This is a genomic window from Luteimonas padinae (genome assembly GCF_014652935.1).
Lineage (GTDB): Bacteria > Pseudomonadota > Gammaproteobacteria > Xanthomonadales > Xanthomonadaceae > Luteimonas > Luteimonas padinae.
In genome coordinates, this window is record NZ_BMZT01000005.1 from 191,841 (window position 1) to 210,007 (window position 18,167).

General features: G+C 70.5%; 15 protein-coding genes and 2 pseudogenes. 2 read left to right on the top strand and 15 right to left on the bottom strand.

Going from position 1 to position 18,167, the window contains the following annotated elements:
• Positions 1–23: 23 nt before the first annotated feature.
• The 11 genes and pseudogenes from IE168_RS07495 to IE168_RS07545 form a co-directional block, all read right to left on the bottom strand.
• Positions 24–1,028 (bottom strand): TrbL/VirB6 family protein, encoded by a 1,005-nt coding sequence (locus tag IE168_RS07495; RefSeq protein WP_189496784.1) that lies wholly within the window; start codon positions 1,026–1,028, stop codon positions 24–26.
• A gap of 10 nt (positions 1,029–1,038) precedes the next feature.
• A complete protein-coding gene (locus tag IE168_RS07500; RefSeq protein ID WP_189496786.1) occupies positions 1,039–1,701 on the bottom strand; it encodes a hypothetical protein in 663 nt (220 codons plus the stop codon).
• A gap of 98 nt (positions 1,702–1,799) precedes the next feature.
• Positions 1,800–4,253 (bottom strand): VirB4 family type IV secretion/conjugal transfer ATPase, encoded by a 2,454-nt coding sequence (locus IE168_RS07505; protein ID WP_189496788.1) that lies wholly within the window; start codon positions 4,251–4,253, stop codon positions 1,800–1,802.
• The gene (locus IE168_RS07510; RefSeq protein ID WP_189496792.1) at positions 4,250–4,555 is read right to left on the bottom strand and encodes a VirB3 family type IV secretion system protein; all 306 of its coding nucleotides are present in this window, start codon (positions 4,553–4,555) and stop codon (positions 4,250–4,252) included. Before IE168_RS07510 ends, IE168_RS07505 begins: the two co-directional genes overlap by 4 nt.
• The gene (locus IE168_RS07515; RefSeq protein WP_189496794.1) at positions 4,548–4,955 is read right to left on the bottom strand and encodes a TrbC/VirB2 family protein; all 408 of its coding nucleotides are present in this window, start codon (positions 4,953–4,955) and stop codon (positions 4,548–4,550) included. The genes IE168_RS07510 and IE168_RS07515 overlap by 8 nt, the downstream gene beginning before the upstream one ends.
• A 385-nt stretch (positions 4,956–5,340) precedes the next feature.
• Positions 5,341–5,758: pseudogene (locus IE168_RS14835) on the bottom strand (lytic transglycosylase domain-containing protein); the annotation flags it as partial.
• A complete protein-coding gene (virB11, locus tag IE168_RS07525; protein ID WP_189496798.1) occupies positions 5,755–6,801 on the bottom strand; it encodes a P-type DNA transfer ATPase VirB11 in 1,047 nt (348 codons plus the stop codon). The pseudogene IE168_RS14835 and the gene virB11, both read right to left, overlap by 4 nt.
• Positions 6,798–7,940 carry a TrbI/VirB10 family protein gene (locus IE168_RS07530; protein WP_189496800.1) on the bottom strand — a complete coding sequence of 381 codons (1,143 nt, stop codon included), beginning with the start codon at positions 7,938–7,940 and terminating at the stop codon, positions 6,798–6,800. Before IE168_RS07530 ends, virB11 begins: the two co-directional genes overlap by 4 nt.
• A complete protein-coding gene (locus tag IE168_RS07535; RefSeq protein ID WP_386659213.1) occupies positions 7,937–8,698 on the bottom strand; it encodes a TrbG/VirB9 family P-type conjugative transfer protein in 762 nt (253 codons plus the stop codon). Before IE168_RS07535 ends, IE168_RS07530 begins: the two co-directional genes overlap by 4 nt.
• Positions 8,695–9,537 (bottom strand): VirB8 family type IV secretion system protein, encoded by an 843-nt coding sequence (locus tag IE168_RS07540; protein ID WP_189496802.1) that lies wholly within the window; start codon positions 9,535–9,537, stop codon positions 8,695–8,697. Before IE168_RS07540 ends, IE168_RS07535 begins: the two co-directional genes overlap by 4 nt.
• 43 nt (positions 9,538–9,580) lie before the next feature.
• Positions 9,581–10,000 (bottom strand): hypothetical protein, encoded by a 420-nt coding sequence (locus tag IE168_RS07545; protein WP_189496804.1) that lies wholly within the window; start codon positions 9,998–10,000, stop codon positions 9,581–9,583.
• 272 nt (positions 10,001–10,272) lie between these two features.
• Between IE168_RS07545 and IE168_RS07550 the strand changes: the two genes are divergently transcribed.
• A complete protein-coding gene (locus IE168_RS07550; protein ID WP_189496806.1) occupies positions 10,273–11,565 on the top strand; it encodes an alkaline phosphatase family protein in 1,293 nt (430 codons plus the stop codon).
• 109 nt (positions 11,566–11,674) lie between these two features.
• On the opposite strand, the gene IE168_RS14520 is transcribed toward IE168_RS07550, so the two are convergent.
• The 4 genes and pseudogenes from IE168_RS14520 to IE168_RS07565 all read right to left on the bottom strand — a co-directional run bounded on the left by IE168_RS14520 (position 11,675) and on the right by IE168_RS07565 (position 17,034).
• The gene (locus tag IE168_RS14520) at positions 11,675–12,016 is read right to left on the bottom strand and encodes a RidA family protein (RefSeq protein WP_268245200.1); all 342 of its coding nucleotides are present in this window, start codon (positions 12,014–12,016) and stop codon (positions 11,675–11,677) included.
• Between the two features lie 6 nt (positions 12,017–12,022).
• Positions 12,023–12,937: pseudogene (locus IE168_RS07555) on the bottom strand (M14 family metallopeptidase); the annotation flags it as partial.
• Between the two features lie 74 nt (positions 12,938–13,011).
• A complete protein-coding gene (locus tag IE168_RS07560; RefSeq protein ID WP_189496810.1) occupies positions 13,012–14,667 on the bottom strand; it encodes a serine hydrolase in 1,656 nt (551 codons plus the stop codon).
• A 222-nt stretch (positions 14,668–14,889) separates the two neighbouring features.
• Positions 14,890–17,034, bottom strand: a complete 2,145-nt coding sequence (locus IE168_RS07565; protein ID WP_229823230.1) for an N-acetylmuramoyl-L-alanine amidase — start codon at positions 17,032–17,034, stop codon at positions 14,890–14,892.
• Between the two features lie 195 nt (positions 17,035–17,229).
• Between IE168_RS07565 and IE168_RS07570 the strand changes: the two genes are divergently transcribed.
• The gene (locus tag IE168_RS07570) at positions 17,230–18,150 is read left to right on the top strand and encodes a Tle-like phospholipase domain-containing protein (protein WP_189496814.1); all 921 of its coding nucleotides are present in this window, start codon (positions 17,230–17,232) and stop codon (positions 18,148–18,150) included.
• The last annotated feature ends 17 nt before the right edge of the window (positions 18,151–18,167 follow it).

The following is an 18,167-nucleotide window of genomic DNA, read 5'->3' on the forward strand; positions in this document are numbered from 1 at the left end:
ACGCCCGGACGGAACGCGGCACCTCAGCCGCCGCGTCCGACCACGCCGGGTGGCAGCCCCGAACCCGGCGGCGGGGCCGCCCCGCCTCCGGTTGCCACGCCCACCGCGTTGTAGGGCGAAAACTGGCCCAGCACGCCGTTGAAGAACATCGCCGCCATCGGCGGCGCGCTGACAATCAGCATGGTCAGGATCAGGCCCATGCCCCCCTGCTGCATCGCCATCGAAGCCAGACTCTCCTGCGGCGCGCCGGTTAGCCAGTCGGCCACCCAGAACGCCAGGCCCACGGCGATCAGCATGTCCAGGGCGAGCGTCACCATCACCGTCAACAGCGCGAGCGAGAACAGCGTCCCCAAGCCGTAGTACAGCCATTTGCTGAACAACTGGCGCGTGGCCCGGAACAGCAGGCAGAGGATGAAGAGCGGCCCAAGCCCCACCACCAGCGCGATGGCCACCTTGTTCAACAGCAGCATGGCCGCGGCGATGATCGCCGGTCCGCCAAGTCCGACGCCTGCAAACCACATTGCGCGTGATTTGCGCCCTTCGGTGAGCAGGTCGCCGCCAGGGTCGATCGAATCGATCACCTGGAGCGCGACCTGCATGATCGCCAGCACCTCGTCGATGTCTTCATAGGCGCCGCCCTCCTCCCGGCCGGTCACCATCTGCGACACGGCCTCTCCCAGCCCGTCGGTGAGCACGCGGTATGTCGAACCCGCGCCCGCCGCCGCGCCGGTCGCGATACCGATCACCAGCACCGCCTTCAGCGCATCCCCCACCAGCGCCATCATCGGCTCCCGGGACAGCCCCGTGGCGATGCGATAGCCCTGGACCAGGATCCAGAGCGTGAGCAGGGTCAGCGCCGCGCTGCCGGCGACCGTGACCACGCGGCCCAGCAGGTTCCCCGCGAACTCGCCGATCTCGTCATCGAGGAAACCGTTGATCTCCTGGAAAAAGACCATGTTGGGCAGGCCCTGGGCCTGGGCCCAGTCCATCCCGGCCGCCACCAGCCATGCCACGCTCTCGATCGCCACGTCCGCGCCCCTACCGGTCGCGCTCGCGGGCGGCCCGGAGCGCGAGCTTCAGCATCACGCCCTGCACGACCGCACCGCGCGCCCCGGAACCTTCGAGGGCTTCGTTGGCGACGCGGACATGGTTGTCGCGCAGCGCGCGCAGCGCGGTGTCGTAGGCCGACATCAGCCGCTCGCCGCTCTGGACGTCGTTCTGCAGCTGGCCCTGGATCGAGAGGATGCGGTTGGTGTTGGAGGCGAGCTTGCCCTCCTCCTCCGGCTGGATGCCACCGCGCTCTGCATAGGCCTCGCGCAGCTCCCGGTCACGCTCGTTCACGTCGTCCAGCATCGCCACCAGGGCGTTGAAGCGGCGGTTCTCGGTCCGCACGATGGACACGCAGTAGGCGTGCAGTTCCGCGCCCTTCGGATTCCTGGCCGATGCCGTTCCGCAGCGCTTGTCGACGCCGGCATCCTCTTCGACCTGCTGGAAGTTCTCGCGGTGGCTGCCGCCGCCCGCATAGGCCTCGCCGGTCACCAGCGCCTGCTCGAACTGCTTGTCCAGGGTCTGCAGCTGTTCGACCTGCCGCTTGTAGTCCTCGATCATCTGCTGGTACTGGGCCACCCATCCCAGCGCGGTCTTGACGGTGTGCGGGACATCCACCACCGCCCACTGTGCGGACGCAGGCCACGCCGCCATGGCGCCACACACCCCCAGTACCAGCGCCGCCATCCGCAGACGGGGCGTCCTTGCCCCTGCAACTTCCCTGTCGTCCATGTCCCTCTCCCTGGGTTGAATCAGCTGCCGCCATGTCCATCGGCGGTCCCGGATGGCCGCCTGCCCCTGCGCCTCGCCTGGAACGGCCCGAGCCAGTCCTGCGGGCGCAGCGCGTCCGGCGCCACGCCTCGTGCGGCGGCCTGTTCGGCGACCACCTCGTGCATCACCGCGATGTTGTCCGTGGAGGCCGAGATAACGGCAAGAATGTCGTCCAGCCCTTCCAAATCGAGCCTGCAGACGGCCGAAGCGTGCCCCTGCTTGACCAGGAAGCTTCGCGAGCGCTCGTCGAGCGAAACGACGACGCGATACTCGGCCTCGGTGAGCTTCAGCCCTTCCACATAGTCCCGACGGCTGGCGTTGGGATTGGGCAGCAGCACGAGCGTCGCGGTCTGTTCGACCAGCGCGGCGGCGATGTCGCTCGCCAGCGCGTCCTCCGGGCTCTGCGTCGCGAAGATCCCGAGACCGTTCTGCTTGCGGATGGTCTTCTGCTTGTTGCGCGCGAACGCCTTGAGCGCGCCGCCGCCGTCGAGGATCTTCCAGAACTCGTCCATCACGTAGACCAGCCGGCGGCCATCGATGATCCCTTCCAGCCGGTGCAGCAGATAGCGCACCACCGGCACCCTGACCTCGGCGTTGTCGAGGATGTCGGTGTAGTCGAAGCCGATGATGTTCGAGCGCGACAGGTCGATCGTGTCCACCGGGTTGTCGAACACCCACCCCAGGCTGTGGCCCGCGGTCCACTTGCGCAGGCGAGCGTGGAGGCCGTCGTCGCCCATGTTCGGCAGGCTCTTCTGCAGGTTGGCCATGCTGCGCAGGTGCATGGGCGTGTCCAGCAGCCCGGCCACGGCGCGGAAGATGTCCTCGTCCTCGCGCGCGGTGTACGCCGGCTTGCCCGCGAGCAGCTTCACCAGCTCCACCAGGAACTGGGCGTTGGCATCGCTGCGCTCGCACTGCAGGGGATTGAAGCCCGTGGGCCGGCCGTTCTCCAGCGCCAGGTAGTTGCCGCCGCAGGCACGCACGAAGATCTCGGCCCCGCGGTCCTTGTCGAAGAAGAACACCGTCGGCGCGGGGTCGAGCTTCTGCGACTGCGCCAGCAGGAAGTTCACCAGGGCCGTCTTGCCGGTGCCGGACTTGCCGATCACGAGGGTGTTGCCCAGCGCCTTCTCGCCCAGCGAATCCTCGGCCGGATGCGTGGCGTGGAAGTTGAAGTGGTAGGGCTGGCCGTTGCTGGCCTGCAGCGTGGTCACACAGTCGCCCCACGGGTTGCCCGCGCGCTTGCCGCCGGCGAAGTTGTGGAGCGGCGAGAGGCCGAGGAAGTTCAGCGAGCTGACATTGGCCAGGCGCGTCCGGTAGCGCCAGTTGCCGGGAAGCTGGGCATAGAACGCCGACGCGACGGCAAGATCCTCCTTCGCGGACACGAAGCCGGCATTCGAGAGCTCCGCGCGGGCCTCGGCGACGTGCCTGGACAGCAGGTCCTGGCTGGCGGCATGGACGGCGAGCGAGAAGTGGTACTCGCCCAGCACGAAGTTTCCCGAAGCGAGCTGGTCCATCGCCTGGTCGAGCTCGGCGATCTGGCTGACCGCGCGGTCGCCGGACGACACCATCATCCCCTTGGTGCGGTCGAGCACCCGCAGCGCGTCCTGCCGGCCCATGGGACTGAAGGACTGCGTGAGCACGTACTCGAAGCCGAGATACTTGAGCCCGTTGAGGATCCCGGGCCAGGTGGCGTCCGTGTACTCCTTGATGTTGAGGATGGCCCCGTATTCGTGGGTGCCGTCCGGAAGCGCGACGACGAAGTCGCCCGTCCGTGCCGAGAACGTGTGCCGGCTGACGGAGAGATAGTCGGCGATCGGCGCGTGCAATACCGGAACGGGCTCGTCCAGCCGGTTGAGGACGTAGCCATACAGCTCCAGCACTTCGGAAAACGCGATCCCGTTGTCGCGCTCGTACATGCCGAGGCGCTGCGGGGAATAGTCCCTGAGCACCGCTTCGACGTTGCCTGCGAGCTCGTGCACCCGCGCGATCGCCTGCTGCTCCGCCGCGGCCAGCCTGTCCAGGTCGGCGGAGCGCTCGACCAGGCGACGGCCCGCGACCACGGGCCGGTAAAGCAGGGTGAGGTAGAGATCGTTCTGCAGTGACTCCTGCCCTTCCAGCTTGCGGAAATAGGCGTCCGAGAGGTCCTGGTTGAAGGCGCCTTCGAAGCGCCCTCCCCCTTCGATGCGCCGACGCCCGCGGATGTCGTGGGTCCAGAACGCGACGTTGGCGAAATCCGGCGCCCGCAGCGTCTGCAGCATGCGGTTGAAGGTGGCATGCCGGTGCTCGAGATCCCACTCCTCCCGGCCGACGAACGGCAGCCCGTCAAGCCGCCACGCGACGAGGTAGTCCCCCCCGGTGGTCTTGACCACGTCGCTGGCGACATGGCTCGACAGCGGCACGAAGCCGGCGACCGCGGCATCGGCGACCCGGGGGTTCACACGCGCCTCCCGGGCGCACGGCCGGCCAGCGGCGAGAACGACCAGTCACCCCCGCGGAGGCCGCGATTGCGCACCTTGGCGAGGACCTGCCAGCGCAGGCCCAGCAGACGGAAGACCATCTCGTCGCGCCTGGCCATCTGGCGCATGCCGAGGATCACCAGCGGCATCAGCACCAGCAGCAGCAGGTTCACGTACACCGCGAGCAGCAGGCAGGCCCCGGCGCCGATGAAGAACGGCACGTAAGGCACGCCCAGGAACATCGCCGGCCGGGTGCAGCCGCGGAAGAGCACGTCCTTACGCACGGAACACCGGCAGGACGGCATCGAGCATCGCCGTGCACTCGCCCGCCTCGGGCCCGAGCAGCATGCGGGCGATCTGCGCCGCCGCGCCGATCAGCAGGCCGCCCACCAGGATCGGAGCCACGTCCGAGATCCGCTTGTGCGCGAAGGCGATCTGGTAACCGGCAAAGATGATGGCGATGGTGACCACCGCGATCGAGGCCATGTTGAGCAGGCCGTTGACGTTGTCGAAGAAGCCGCAGACCTTGGCGTCGGCGCCGCCGAAGGCCTGCGCCAGGACTGCGGCGGGCGCGGCGGCGAACGTGGCGACCAGGCCCCTGGTCGCGCTGGGCAAGCCGGGCCGGCGGCGTTCGTGGCGGCCGGTGGAGCGGGCGGAACCGGTTCGGTGCGTGCTGGTGTCCATGATGCGTCCTTGCGTTGGTGGTGGTTGGGCGCCGCGTTTCCTGTCGCGGCGGAGTGTCAGAACACGAAGGCGGCGTCCCTGCCGGGCCCGGGGCCCTCGGGATCGTCCGTTGACGCCGCAGGTGGCGCTGGCCGCGGGCCGGTCACGTGCGGCACGAACGGCTGCGTCGAAGGCGTCGGTACCGGTGGCAGGAACACGGTCTCCGCGGGCACGACGGCGTCCGTAGCGACCTGGACCTGCGTGGCCGCGAGCGCCGCCGGCATGGCGCGGCGCTCGCGCAGGCTGGCGACGCCTGCACCGCGCGCATCCACGGGTCGCCGCCTGGCCAGCGGGGTGGCCGGCGGGGATTCCGTGGCCGGGAGCACGCCCGCCCGCTGCATCGAACCCTGCACCTTCTGCACGTAGCCGTCGCGGAAGCCGCGGACGAAGTTGCCGGAGTAGTAGCAGCTGAAAGCCTTGCCCCAGTCACCCCCGGCGCGCGCATGGCAGTCGGCGAGGATCCGCGCGCCAGCCGCGAGGTTCGGACACGCCGTGAAGGCCTTCTCGTAGCTGTCCAGCCCCTGCTTCGCGAGGTTGTGCCGGTTCACCTGCGCCAGGCCCAGCGAGAAGTTGTAGCCCTCGCGCTCGAGATGCTTCGCCGTCGCGACGGCCTCCTCGAGGCTGCGCGGCTGCCTGGCCAGGCGTGCGCCGACAACCCCGATGGCATATGGATTGAACGAGGATTCCACGCTCACCACATGTTCCATCACGGTGATCGGCACCGCCAGGTCCTGGCAGGCCAGCGCCTCGAGCCCGGGGATCATGCCTGCCCTCCGGCCACAGCCCCGCCACCGAACTCGATCCCGGTGATATGCCGGCGCCCACCCTGCGCGCTGACATGGACAACGATGTCGATGGTCATCGCCAGGAGGCGTCGAATGGTGTCGAACTCCAGCCCCGCGCCTTCGTCCGAGGCCTTCACCATCAGCGCGAGCTGGTCCCAGGTCTGGGCCGTGCTGCCCGCGTGGCAGCTCGTGATCGACCCCGGATGGCCTGATGCGCAGTTGCGGATGAAGTAGAACGCCTCGTCCCCGCGGAGCTCGGCCAGGATGATCCGGTCCGGCTTCATCCGCAGGCAGGCCTCCATGCACGACTTGGCGGTGACCTTCGCCGTGCCCTGGCCGCCCTTGGAGTACAGCAGGTGCACGGCATTCGGCTGGCTGATGAAGAGTTCGCGCGCGTCCTCGATCGTGACCAGGCGCTCGTCGGCCGGGATGTGTTCGACCAGCGCCTTCATGAACGTCGTCTTGCCGCTGCCGGTCGCGCCCGACACCACGATGTTCCGCCGCAGCTGGACCGCACGCCGGAAGAACTCGGCGTGCCGGCCCGCGGCGTGGAGTTCCAGCAGTCCGGCATCGCGCGTGCCGTCGCCCCCGCTGGCCTGGATCGACGAGAAGAACCCGTCCGCTTCGTAGTCCTCCAGGCGCCGGAGCCGGCGCGACGGCAGGCGGATGGTGATCGACACGGCACCCGCTTCGCAGGCGGGCGGGATCACGAACTGCGCCCGCTGGCCGGTGGGGAAGGTCAGCGAGACCACCGGTTCGGCGTCGGTGATGCGCTGGCCCGTATTGCTCTCGTTGACTACGGCGGTGCAGAACTGGCGTGCCCGCTCGAAGCTCAGGCCCGGGACAGCCACCCGCTGCCAGCCCCCGTGCCGCTCCAGCCAGACCTCGCCGGGCCGGTTGATGCAGATCTCGGTCACGTCCGGCGCCGTCATGTATGTATCGATGCCGAGCACCTGGTACTGGTACTCGAGGAAGGCGTCGCCTGTCCCCGCGGTCGTGGCAGGGGCTGCGGCAACCGTCACAGCTGCGCCACCACGGCCGAGAAGTCGACGTCGCGGGCAACGTAGACATTGAGCAGGGTGCCCTGCTGGATGGAAACGGTCGGCGGCCGGCGGTTGTCCAGCGCCTGGTTCGCGAGCCGCTCCATCGTGCGCGCGGTGCTGCTTTCGTAGGGCGAACTCATCACCACCCCACCCTCGCCGATCACGGTGCCGGCCGGCCCTTCCTTGGCGGCCGCGTACTTGAACGCGTCGCTGACCAGGCTGACCAGCAGCGCCGAACCGATCCTCGAGCCCCAGTGCGCGCTGTAGTGGCCGGGATGGCCCGCGCCTCCCAGCCCGTCCACGCCAGGGCTGGCCATGCTGATGTCGATGCCCTCGGGCGTGGTGATCCGGTCCCAGACCACCGCCACCCGCGGCCCCCTGGGCTCGGCGTCGTAACGTCCGAGCACCTTGGAGCCGCTTGGCAGCAGCAGGCGCCGGCCGTTGATCGAATACACCGGCTCGGTGACGACGCAGGACGTGAACCCGGGAATGTCGGTGACGATGCGCGTTTCCAGCACGCAGCGGATGTAGGTACCGCGCACGAGCAGCGCATCCGGACGGGTGATCGGCCTCGCGGCGGTCGTCGCGGGCCCCGGCGGCCCGGCCGCGTCGGCTGGCTCGGCTCCCGGCAGCCCCGCGAGCATCGCCTGCATATACGGGTCTGGCGCCTGAGCGGCCTCGGCCCCGGCGCTCCGTCGTTCGCGCAGGCTCGGCGCCGATGGCGGCTGGGGCAGTGCGAGCGCAGGTCCGTTCCAGGACGGCGTATCCGGCGCCCGCGGCGGCAGTGGCACGACCGGAACCGGCTCCATCGCCATCGGTGGCGCCGGTGGAGGTGCTGGAGCCGCTCCCACGCGCGGCAGCTCTGGAATCACGACATCCTGCGCGCGCGGGCCGGCGGTGGCGGCATCGTCGCCTCCAGCCGCGCGCAGCATGCCGACGATGGCCAGCACCAGCAGCAGGATGATGCCGGCCAGGAACACCAGGGCCTTGCGATTGAGGCGCTGGACATCCTCGGCGCGAAGCACCGGCGCGGCGGCGTCGAGGTCGGGAGCCGCCTGGCGCGCTGCATAGTGTCCCTGACCCGCAGCCACGGAATCGTCCCTGCCAGCTGCGGTCATCGTGCGTTCCTCCTCAGTCCCACCACCTCGCGGCCGTGGCGCACGACCAGGAACGGATATGTGCCATGCACCACGAGGACGTCGCCTTCGACCGTGGTGTTGACCACGAACTCGTCGCCGTTCCGGCTCCGTCGGCCGAACACGGCCGGGAAGGTTCCGGTGGGCAGCGACGCGTGGCGTCCCATGCGCAGGTAGGTGAAGCGGCCGTCGTCGTAGACGTGCATCGGGACCAGCCAGGCAGGGGCGCGGCGGGCCGCGACGTCGTAATCGAAGTGGTAGGCCCTGTCCCCGGCCAGCACGGTGCTCTGCCCGGCGCCGTCCGGCTCGTCCGCCTGCGCGAAGGCGGCATCGGCGGGATAACGGAAGCCGATCCTGTACTGCACGCCTGCGCGCCGCACCTGTTCGAGGCTGGTCCAGTCGGCAGCCACGACCTTCAGCTCGAAAATGTAGGAGTGCGCCCGCGTCCGCACCAGCATGTTCGTGTCCACGTCGACGTCGCGCGGGCGCAGGTAGAACACGTTGCCGCGGCGCGTCAGGTCCCAGCCAGCGCTGAAGCCGGCGCTGAAATCGAGAATCTCCTCGGCCGGATCGAGCTCGATCTGGGTGGTGATGCCGAGCGCCGTGCGGACCTGGTAGATGCCGTCGGGCACGTAGTCGAAGGTATCGACCTGCGGCGATGCACTGGCCGGTTGCATCGCGGCGGGACACGCGAGCGGAAGGCACATCCACAGGACAAGCGCGGCGATGACGTGTCTCATTGGCTGGCTCCTTCCGTGGCGACTCCGCCGACGTTCGCGTGCGTTGCCTCCGGCAGGTCACTGTCTGCCACGAAGGGGTCGGGCCCGAATACCGCAGGCTCGCTTTCCGCGGGTGGCAGCGGCGCATAGTCGGTGTCGACGCGGTAGCTGGTGACCTGGAACCCCAGCGGATTCTCGAGCCGGTCCGGTTCGTCCATGCGCAACGCGAGGTTGTAGGTGAAGCCCAGCGTGGCGATGCGGCTGTCCAGCGGCCGCGTCGCACCGCTGGCCTTGTCGTACACGCTGCGCTGGAAGCGCACGGTGGCGCCGCCAGGCGCGCCATCCGGCCCATCGAGAAGCTGGATGCTCAGGATCCGCACGCGGATCGCGCGGCTGCGCCCCCAGGTATTGAACGGGCTGTCCGCATTGTTGGCGGCATGCAGCGCGGCGTATTCCTTCCCGACCTCCGGCGCCGACATCGCGTGCACCGCGCGCCAGTCGCGCAGATTCATCATCGCCACGTCGTAGGACTCGCGCAGGCTGATGAAGCCCGCCACGTTCGCGCGCGCGATCGCTTCGCTGGCGGTGAGGCTCCGGTGCCGGAAGTCCTCGTCCAGCCGCGCGACGGTGGCGTTGCCGCTGGACGCATCGGCCATGACCAGGAACGGCACGCGCTCCTTCAGCGGCATGACCCGCAGGTAGCCGGCACCAAGCAGCAGCGCGAGCATCGAAGCCACGGCCGCCACCCACCAGGCCCGGCGTTCGCCCCGACGCGCAAGGTCGGCGATGCTGGTTTCGTAGTTCACCGCGCGGGCGATCGCTTCCCTGCCCGCCGGCCCCGGCTGTCTGTCACTGGACATTCTGCAATCCATGCAATGTTGTTGGAGCGCCGCCAGGCGCCGGTCAGCCGTCCGCAGCGGCCTGCGCCATCACCACGAGCCGGTTCCCTTCCATCCGCAGCAAAAGCCCCTGCCCGCCGAACGCGCGTGCCAGCTGCGCAAGCGCGTCGGGCAGGCTTTGCGCACGCACATCGCGCACGGGCTGGTGGAGGGTGAAATCGGCAGGATGCCGGTAGTCGAGCTCGCTGCCGCTGTCACGGGCCCAGCGCATCAACAGGTTGCGCAGCGTCCCGTCCATCGGCGAGGCTTGGTACACCGGCGCCCCCACCAGCGGAATCGCTTCGGTCGCCGCCGCATACTGGTTCGCGGGCGTCCACCTGCCCCCGAAGTCGCGCGCCTCGCGGCTGGCGCAGCCGGTGCCGGCGGACATCACCACCACCGTGGCCGCAACAGCGCAGACGAATAAAAAGGGCTTCCTGCCCATGCCACCCTCCCTGGCCTGTTTCCGTCATCGAAATGAAGAGGCCGGAACGATCCTTGTCCTCGGCCGTGGTACCCCTTTCTGCCGCGTTCCGCTGCGGACTGCGCGATGCCTCCCCTCGCGCCATGACTGAACGCTAACCGCGGACGAAGTGCGGTTCAATACGGTTTTTGTGGCATTTGTGTGACTTCGGCCAGAGAACGGAGAAGTCCTACGACGCTTTCAGATCCCGGTCCCGGAGCGAAGCCGTCATGCAGTCGCCGTATCATGGCCGCATGCAACCACACGCACGATCCACGGCAAGGCTTGCCGTGCTGCTGGCCGCCGCCTTCGCCCTCGCTGCCTGCAGCACCACGCCCGGACAGCCGGCGCCCCCTCGTTTCGACGGCCAGCACCAATCCACGGCGGCCCCGGACGCACTGCTGCTGATCTCCATCGACGGCCTGCATCCCGACCGCATCAACCCCACCGACTCGCCCAACGTCGCCCGACTCGCCGCCACCGGCGTCCAGGCGCGCTGGATGACGCCCTCCTACCCCAGCCTCACCTTCCCCAACCACTACACGATCGCCACCGGACTGCGCCCGGACCGCCACGGCATCGTCCACAACTCGATGCACGACGAGGAACTTGGCACCTTCCGCCTCTCCGACCGCGACGCCGTCGGCACCAGCGACTGGTGGGGCGGCGAGCCGATCTGGGTGGGCGCTGAAAAGGCCGGCCTGCCCACGGCCACGATGTTCTGGCCGGGCTCGGAAGCCGAAGTCGCGGGCGTGCGGCCCACGCGCTGGCACCTGTACGAGGAGTCGATCCCGGCGGCCGAGCGCGCCGCGACCGTCGGCGGCTGGCTGCTGGAGCCGGAGGCCACGCGTCCGCGCCTCGCAACGCTCTATTTCCACGCCGTCGACAGCGCGGCGCACGCGCACGGCCCGGATTCGGACGAGGCGCGCGCGGCGCTGGCGGAGATCGACGCCGCCATCGGCCAGCTCCTCGACCAGCTCGCGCGTGGCGGCCGCCTGGAGCACACCAACATTATCCTGGTGTCCGACCACGGGATGGCGCCGGTGCCGGCAGGCCAGCAGCTCTCCGTCAGCGACATGGTCACGATGGAGCAGGCGCGCCTGTCGAGCATCGGCCAGGTGGTCCAGGTGCAGCCCGATCCCGGCTTCGAGGCCGAAGTGGAGGCGCGCCTGCTCGGCCGCCACGACCACTACGAGTGCTGGCGCCGCGAGGCGCTGCCCGCGCGCTGGCACTACGGCACGCATCCGCGCATCCCCGCCATCGTCTGCCAGATGGACGAAGGCTGGGACGCGCTGCCGCCGCAGGTGCTGGAATCGCGGGCGCAGGGCGGCACGCGCGGCTCGCACGGTTACGACCCGGCGCTGCCCTCGATGCGCGCGGTGTTCATCGCCAGCGGGCCGGCGTTCCGACAGGGCGCCGTGATCGATCCGATCGACAACGTCGACGTGTATCCGCTGATGGTGCGGCTCTTGGGGATCCCGGCGGCCGACCACGACGGCGACGCCGCGGCGCTGCTGCCTGCACTTCGCGAACCCGCGCGCCGTTGAGGCACATCCGGGGCGGCTTCCCGCTGCGCCTTGTGCGCGGCGGTGCCGGTCCCCGGACCAGCTTCGCACCCCGAGGCCGCGCTGAAGCAGCACGGCCCGCAGGTGGCGGTCAAAGCGCCGCGGTCACCACGATCTCGACCTTCCAGCCCGCGTCGGCCAGCCGCGCCTCCACCGTGGCGCGCGCCGGCGCCTGCCCCGGCACCACCCAGGCATCCCAGGCGCGGTTCATGCCGTCGAAGTCGGCGAGATCCGCCAGGTAGACCTGCGCGCGCAGCACGCGGGTCTTGTCGGTGCCCGCCTGCGCGAGCAGCGCATCGACGGCGTCCAGCACCTCGCGCGTCTGCACTTCGATGTCCGCGCCCGCGGTCTCCGGCACCTGGCCGGCGAGGTACGCGATGCCGCCGTGGATGCAGGCCTCGGACATGCGCGGGCCGGCGTCGATGCGGGTGATGTGCTGCGCCAGCGCGAAGTCGAGCGCGGCGCGCACGGCCACGGCCTGGGCCTCGTTGCACTGCGCGGGCGTGGCGCGCGGACTGTCGGGATAGACCTCGGTGGTGGTGGTGTAGCGCGCGCCGGACACGCGGGCGCACAGCCCCAGCCCGACCACGTCGTATTCGATCACGCCGGGCGCCACCACCGGCGAGCCGATCAGGGTGCCGTCGGGATCGGCCGGGGCGATGTGGGTCACCCGCGCGACCGCGTCGTTGATCGCGCGCTGGAACGCCGGCCGCGGGTTGCGGCTGTCGTCGACCAGGTAGAAGCCGTCGGGGATGGTGCCGGGCTCGAAGGGCTTGCCGTCGCGCGCGGCCAGCGCCGGGCGGAACTCGCTCTCGTCGCTGTCGGTGGTCTCGTGCAGGTCGATGTGCGCCAGCACGCGGCCGCGCAGCGGGGCCACCAGCGCCATCAGCGCGGCGGATTCGCCGGCCGGGCTGTCGGCCACGAACGAGCGGTTGGGGTCGACGGCGTCCGCGTTCCAGCGCTGGAAGCGCTCGTAGCCCCAGGGGCTGACGCAGGGGACGATGAGCAGGTTGGCGCGCCCGGCATAGGCCGCCGCGTCCTCGCGTGCGAAGCGCAGCGCGCCGTGCACGCCGCTGTTCTCGTAGCCGTGCACGCCGCCGGTGACCAGGGCGACGGGCAGCGCCTCGTCCCAGTTCCGGCTGCGCAGCGCGAACAGCGGGTAGCGGCCGTCATCACCGTAGTCGAGCTCGCCGTACTGCTCGACGTCGAAGCGGTCGCGCAGGGCGTCGATCGCCGCGACGACCTCGTCGTGGTAGCTGCGCTGGCGCTGCTGGCGCTCGCGCCAGGCGGTCTTTTCGGCGGCGCCCCAGGGCGTGCCCGGGGTGCCGATGTCGTGGAAGGAAGTCTGGTTCATGCGCCCATGGTAGCGATGCGGCCACTGCGCCGCGCGTCCGCCGGAACCTTGGCCAGCGGTGCGCGGCGCGACCGCTACTTCCGCGGGCCGCTCAGCACCCCGCCGCCCTGGTGCAGGTCCAGCGACACGACTTCGCCGTCGGCACCGCGCTTGAACGCGATCTCGATGCCGTACGCGGCGGCTTCGAACCGGTCCTGCCCGGCGGCGTCGAGCGCGAATTCGCCCTGCCCCGTCGCCTGGGCGAACAGCCCGCCGTCGCGCGCCCGCACGGTCAGCGCGAAGCCGGGCATCAGCGTGTACTCGCCGACGTAGCCCGCGAGCATCGCCGCATCCAGCGCGGGCTGCGGCGCCGCGGCGCCGGGGCCATCCAGCCGCGTCGCCGGCAGCGCGCCACCACCCTGCATCCAGGTGAAGACGTAGCGGCCATCGGCCTTGCGCTGCGGCTTCAGCAGCGCATCCACCACGCCGGGGAAGAAGTCGCCCTCGCTGTCGTAGCCGAGCGCGAACTCCGGCTGCCCCTCCGCCTGCGCGAACAGCGTGCCGTCGCGCTGGCGCAGGCTGATCTTCATCGCGCCCTGCAGCTGGTACTCGCCGACCAGGCCGTCGAGCAGCGCCTGCGGCGGCGCCTCGACCGTGCGCGGCTTGCCCAGCGGGAACGAGGCATCGACCAGGTGCAGGCCCAGGCTTCCCAGGTTGCCGACCGCGCTCCATGACGTGTCGGACAGGATCACCACGCCGCGCTGCGCGTCGCGGTCGACCGAGACGAAGGACGAGAACCCGCCGGTGCCGCCCTCGTGCACCAGCACCGTGCGCCCGGCCACCGGCAGCAGCATCCAGTTCATCGCCATCGGCGGCTGTTCGCTGACGGGCGTCTGCGCCAGTTCGATCGCCGCCGCGAGCGGGGTCGCGGACGGGTCGAGGTTGGCCTGCACGTAGCGCACCATGTCGTCCAGCGTCGCCCGCACGCCGCCGACGCCGGCCAGGTCGGCGGCGAAGGTCCAGGCAGGCGTCGGCAAGCCGTTGGCGGTGTGCCCGCCGGCGGCGCGCACGCCTTCCGGACGCCGGGCCGGATCGACGTGGGCCGCCTTCATCCCGAGCGGCTCGAACAGGCGCTGCCGCAGCAGGGTCTCGAAGTCCACGCCGGCCCGGCGGGCGACTGCCAGCGACAGCAGCATCGAGGCGAAGTTGGAGTACTCGAACTGCGTGCCCGGCACACGCGACAGGGTGGCGTCGCCCAGCGAGGCCAGCAGGTCGTCGGGCGTCAGCGCGGCATAGGGGTTGCCGGGATCCGGCGTGCCCATCCGCGACGGCAGCGCCGGCAGCCCGCTGGTGTGGGTCACGACGTGGCGCAGCAGGATCGGCTGGCCTTCGAACTGCGGCACCGTCGTCCCCGCGGGCAGCCAGGCCGACAGCGGGTCCTCGAGCGAACCCCTGCCCTGCACGATGAGCTCCGCGAGCAGGGTCGAGGTCATGGTCTTGCTGACCGAGCCGATCTCGAAGGCGCTGTCGGCGCCGATGCGCACGGCGTCTCCCGGCGTCGCGCAGCGGAAGGCGCGCGACACCGCGCCCTTGTCCAGCACGGCCACCGCCATGCAGGCGCCGGTGCGGTCGTTGGCCAGGCGCTGGTCGACAAGCGCCGACAGCGCTGCGTCATCGGACGCTGCGACGTTGGCGGGCAGGGCCATCGTGGCGGCGGCCAGCAGCGGCAGGATCGTGATCCGTGTGTTCATGGCGTCTCCTTGCGGGAACTGGAAAGACGGGGATGGGCGCGCAGCGCGGAACGTGACCTCACTCGCCGTCGGCCGACAGGGCATCGATCTGCTGCTGCAGCGTGGGTCTCGAAAGGATTAGTCGCCGCGACCGCCGGAAATTTTCATCCGGCCGCATTGCGCGGCCGGGACATCGTGCATCCATCGCGGCGACCGGCGCGATGCCGGTCGCTGCCGGGCCGGTTATTCGGCCCAGACGCCCCGCTCGGGCGTCCAGTACAGGGTCTTGCGCTCGAACGACTGCTTGCGTCCGTTGCTGCCGTGCGCCTGCTCCGCAGCCTTCGGGTAGCCGAGCGCGGCCTCGCGCCCGTTGTTCTCGAAGTGCGCTAGGATCGCGCCGTGGACCGGGTGCGCGCCGGTGGCCGCCGTCCACAGGAACAGGCCGTCCTCGAAGTACTGGAAGCGACCGCGCTGGCCCGACACCGGCGACACCGCCGCATCGAGCTCGTCCATCAGCGCGAAGCCCCAGCGCGTCTCCGATCCGGTGGCGCGATACCTGTCGAGGATGCGGCCGTGCACCGCGAACGCGCCGGTATCGGCGTGCCACAGGATCATCCCGTTGCGGAACTGCTGGAAGCGCCCGCCCAGCTGGGCCGCCGCTTCGGCGAGCTCGGGCACGCCCAGGTGGCTGCGCACGCCGCCCATCGCATAGTACTTCTCGCCGATCTTTCCGTATGGCAGCAGGTCGCAGCGCGGGATGTCGTAGCCGTCGTTGTCGCGCGCCTCGTCGTTGCCCCAGCGCGAGAGGTAGTAGGCCGAGACGTACTGGCCCGCCGGGCCGACGTCGAGGTCGGTCTTCAGCCACCAGCGGTTGAAGGCGGTGCCGCTGCGGATCTCGCGCCCCCAGGCCTTGCAGTAGACATAGTGCGTGCCGCGGTTGAGCGTGCCGCTCTGCGCGGTGCTGGTGGGCGACGGGAAGCCCGGCGCGGCGGCGTGGGTGTCGACCCAGTAGGTCGGCGCGGTCGCCGGCGGCGGCGAGCCGCCGTTGATCAGGGTGTAGAAGTTCGCCCACGGGAAGTAGCGGCCGGGGTCGTAGCGGTTCTGGTTGCTGGTCAGCATGCCGTGGCCCTTGATACGTACGCTGTCGGGCACGACGTGCCAGTAGTCATAGCCCGGGCCCTTCCAGGCCGATGCGCAGTTGACCGGCTGGCGCGCGCAGATGCTCCGGGTCAGGCGCGCCGACGCGTTCACCATCGCGGACGTCCAGTTGCCGGCGTCGCCGGCGCGGCCGTCGTGCTCGATGCCGATGGTGTAGTGGTTGTGGTACGCCGCGTGCCAGGCCTGGTGGTGCTCGCGCACCATCTGGGTGATCTGTCCGTCCGAACGGCGGACCACGTAGTGCGCCGACACATTCGCCGCGGGGTTCTGGAACCAGGAGATGCCGCCGGCATAGCTGCCTTCGATGGTGTGCATGATCACCGCCGAGCGGCCGTTGCCGGCGGTGCTGTAGTTGCTCGAATGCGCCGGATTCCAGATCGCCTCGCCGAAGTCCAGCGCGGCGCGGCCGACGTCGCCGGCCTTCGCCACCGCGCGCGGGGCGGCGGCAAGCGGCGCCGGGGCCGCAGCGGCTTCGTCGATGGCGGTGACGGTGTCTGCACCGTGGTCCATGCGCAGTGCCGGAGCGCCGAGCAGCGCCAGGCGCTCGCGCGGGAACGCACGCGCCATTTCCACCGGCATGGCGGGAATGCGTACACCGTCGGCCTCCACGCCGCGCGACAGGGTCTGCAGCACCTCGTAGGCGAAGCTCTGCCGCGCGAAGCCCTGGATGTTGCCGTCGCCCGGGCCGTACCCGGCGTAGCGTGCCAGCGCGCCGGCCATGGCTTCCACGCCGCCGTCGGCGCGCACCTGGTGGCCGTCCTGCTTCGCCGCGCGCGCCAGCAGCGCCGCTGCGGCGAGGATGTTGGTTTCCGGATCGGACATCACCAGGCGCTCGCTCACGCCCAGCAGCTTCGCGCCCTCGGCGACCTGGTTGGCGAAGCCCTCGCCGCGGTACAGGCCCATGACGCCATAGGAGGCAGGCATGTGGCGGTGCCCGGACTTCTCGTGCGGATCGGGCTGCGCATGCGTCCAGTTCGTTTCGGCGAACGCGATCGCCTCGAGCACGCCGCGCGGCAGCGTGTCGTAGCGCTCGTAGGCTCGCGCGAAGTACTCCGGGTAGGCGGCCCGCTCGCGGGCCTGCCGCGCCAGTGCCTCGCGCCGTTCCAGATCCTGTGCCTTCGCCTCCGCGCGGAGGCTGCTCCCCTGCCCGTCGGCATGCGCCAGACCGGCGTACCCCGTTCCCGCGGCGGCCAGCAGCAGGGCTGCGGCCGGCAACATCAACTTGTTCATGGACTCTCCCGTCCCGTGTGGTTCGTGGCCCCCTGATGCCGCCACGAGGCCACAGCGCCGGCGGCCGCGCCACATGGGGTAATCCCCAAGCCGTGCCGAAGCGTGACCGCCATCCAGGCTGGGTCCCGCCCCAGCTTGTCCGGGCCCGGCGGCCTCCGGAGACTCGGCGCACGCCACCGCAACGGGACCCGCCGCATGCTCCAGCCGCTCATCCAGGACGCGATCCGCGCCGCCGACCAGTTCCTGCGCCAGGTGCAGGCGGAGTTCAATCCCTCGCGCGGCCAAGTGCCCGGGCGCGACGGCGGCTTCGACCAGTCGGTGAGCGGGGCGGAGCCGAAGTGGGGTTTCGACGGCGCCATGGCCGACGTCGCCGGCGCCGTGTACTCGCGCAGCGACGCACCGGGCTGGACGCGCATGGGCGACGGCGAGCTGCAGGCCGCGGGCATCGACGCCGGGCTGCTGTACGCCGATGGCATGGAGGCCGGCGTCTACACCGATGGCGACGGCCGCTACGTCGTGGCCTATGCCGGCAACGACACCGGCGGCGTGCAGGACGTGGGCACGGTGATCGCGCAGTCGGCCGGCTTCCAGACGCGGCAGTACGACAACGCGGTCACGCTCGCGCACCAGGTGGAGCACACCTTCGGTGGCGACAACGTGGTCTACACCGGGCACTCGCTGGGCGGCGGCCTGGCCTCGATCGCGGCGGCCGCCACCGGCAGCACCGCGGTGACCTTCAGCGCCCAGGGCGTGCACGACAACGTGCTGCGCCAGCACGGGCTGGACCCGGTGGTGGTCCGGCACCGCGCCGACCAGGGCCAGATGCGCCACTACAGCATCGACGGCGACTTCGCGACCTTCGCCCAGCGGCAGATGCCCATCATCGACATGCTGCCCGACACGCTCGGCACCCACATCCAGTTCAACAATCCCGCCGGCCTGTCCAACATCGGCGACGCGCACAACATCGGGCCGCTGAAGGCGCAGATCGACGCACGCGCGGACTACCGGCACGAGTTCGTCGACCCGGTCGAGCGCGTGCTGCAGGAGGTCTATTCGGCGGTGACCTCGGTGATCGCCAACGCCTGGCGCGCGGTGGCGCCGCCGATCGTCTGACCGGAGCGCCTCACGGC

Excerpts from the sequence above, each read along its gene's own strand:
- IE168_RS07500 (WP_189496786.1), bottom strand. The coding sequence starts at position 1,701 with ATGGCGGCGTGGCCTGCGTCCGCACAGTGGGCGGTGGTGGATGTCCCG.
- IE168_RS07515 (WP_189496794.1), bottom strand. The coding sequence starts at position 4,955 with ATGGACACCAGCACGCACCGAACCGGTTCCGCCCGCTCCACCGGCCGC.
- IE168_RS07530 (WP_189496800.1), bottom strand. The coding sequence starts at position 7,940 with ATGACCGCAGCTGGCAGGGACGATTCCGTGGCTGCGGGTCAGGGACAC.
- IE168_RS07535 (WP_386659213.1), bottom strand. The coding sequence starts at position 8,698 with ATGAGACACGTCATCGCCGCGCTTGTCCTGTGGATGTGCCTTCCGCTC.
- IE168_RS07540 (WP_189496802.1), bottom strand. The coding sequence starts at position 9,537 with ATGTCCAGTGACAGACAGCCGGGGCCGGCGGGCAGGGAAGCGATCGCC.
- IE168_RS07545 (WP_189496804.1), bottom strand. The coding sequence starts at position 10,000 with ATGGGCAGGAAGCCCTTTTTATTCGTCTGCGCTGTTGCGGCCACGGTG.
- IE168_RS07550 (WP_189496806.1), top strand. The coding sequence starts at position 10,273 with ATGCAACCACACGCACGATCCACGGCAAGGCTTGCCGTGCTGCTGGCC.
- IE168_RS07560 (WP_189496810.1), bottom strand. The coding sequence starts at position 14,667 with ATGAACACACGGATCACGATCCTGCCGCTGCTGGCCGCCGCCACGATG.
- IE168_RS07565 (WP_229823230.1), bottom strand. The coding sequence starts at position 17,034 with ATGAACAAGTTGATGTTGCCGGCCGCAGCCCTGCTGCTGGCCGCCGCG.
- IE168_RS07570 (WP_189496814.1), top strand. The coding sequence starts at position 17,230 with ATGCTCCAGCCGCTCATCCAGGACGCGATCCGCGCCGCCGACCAGTTC.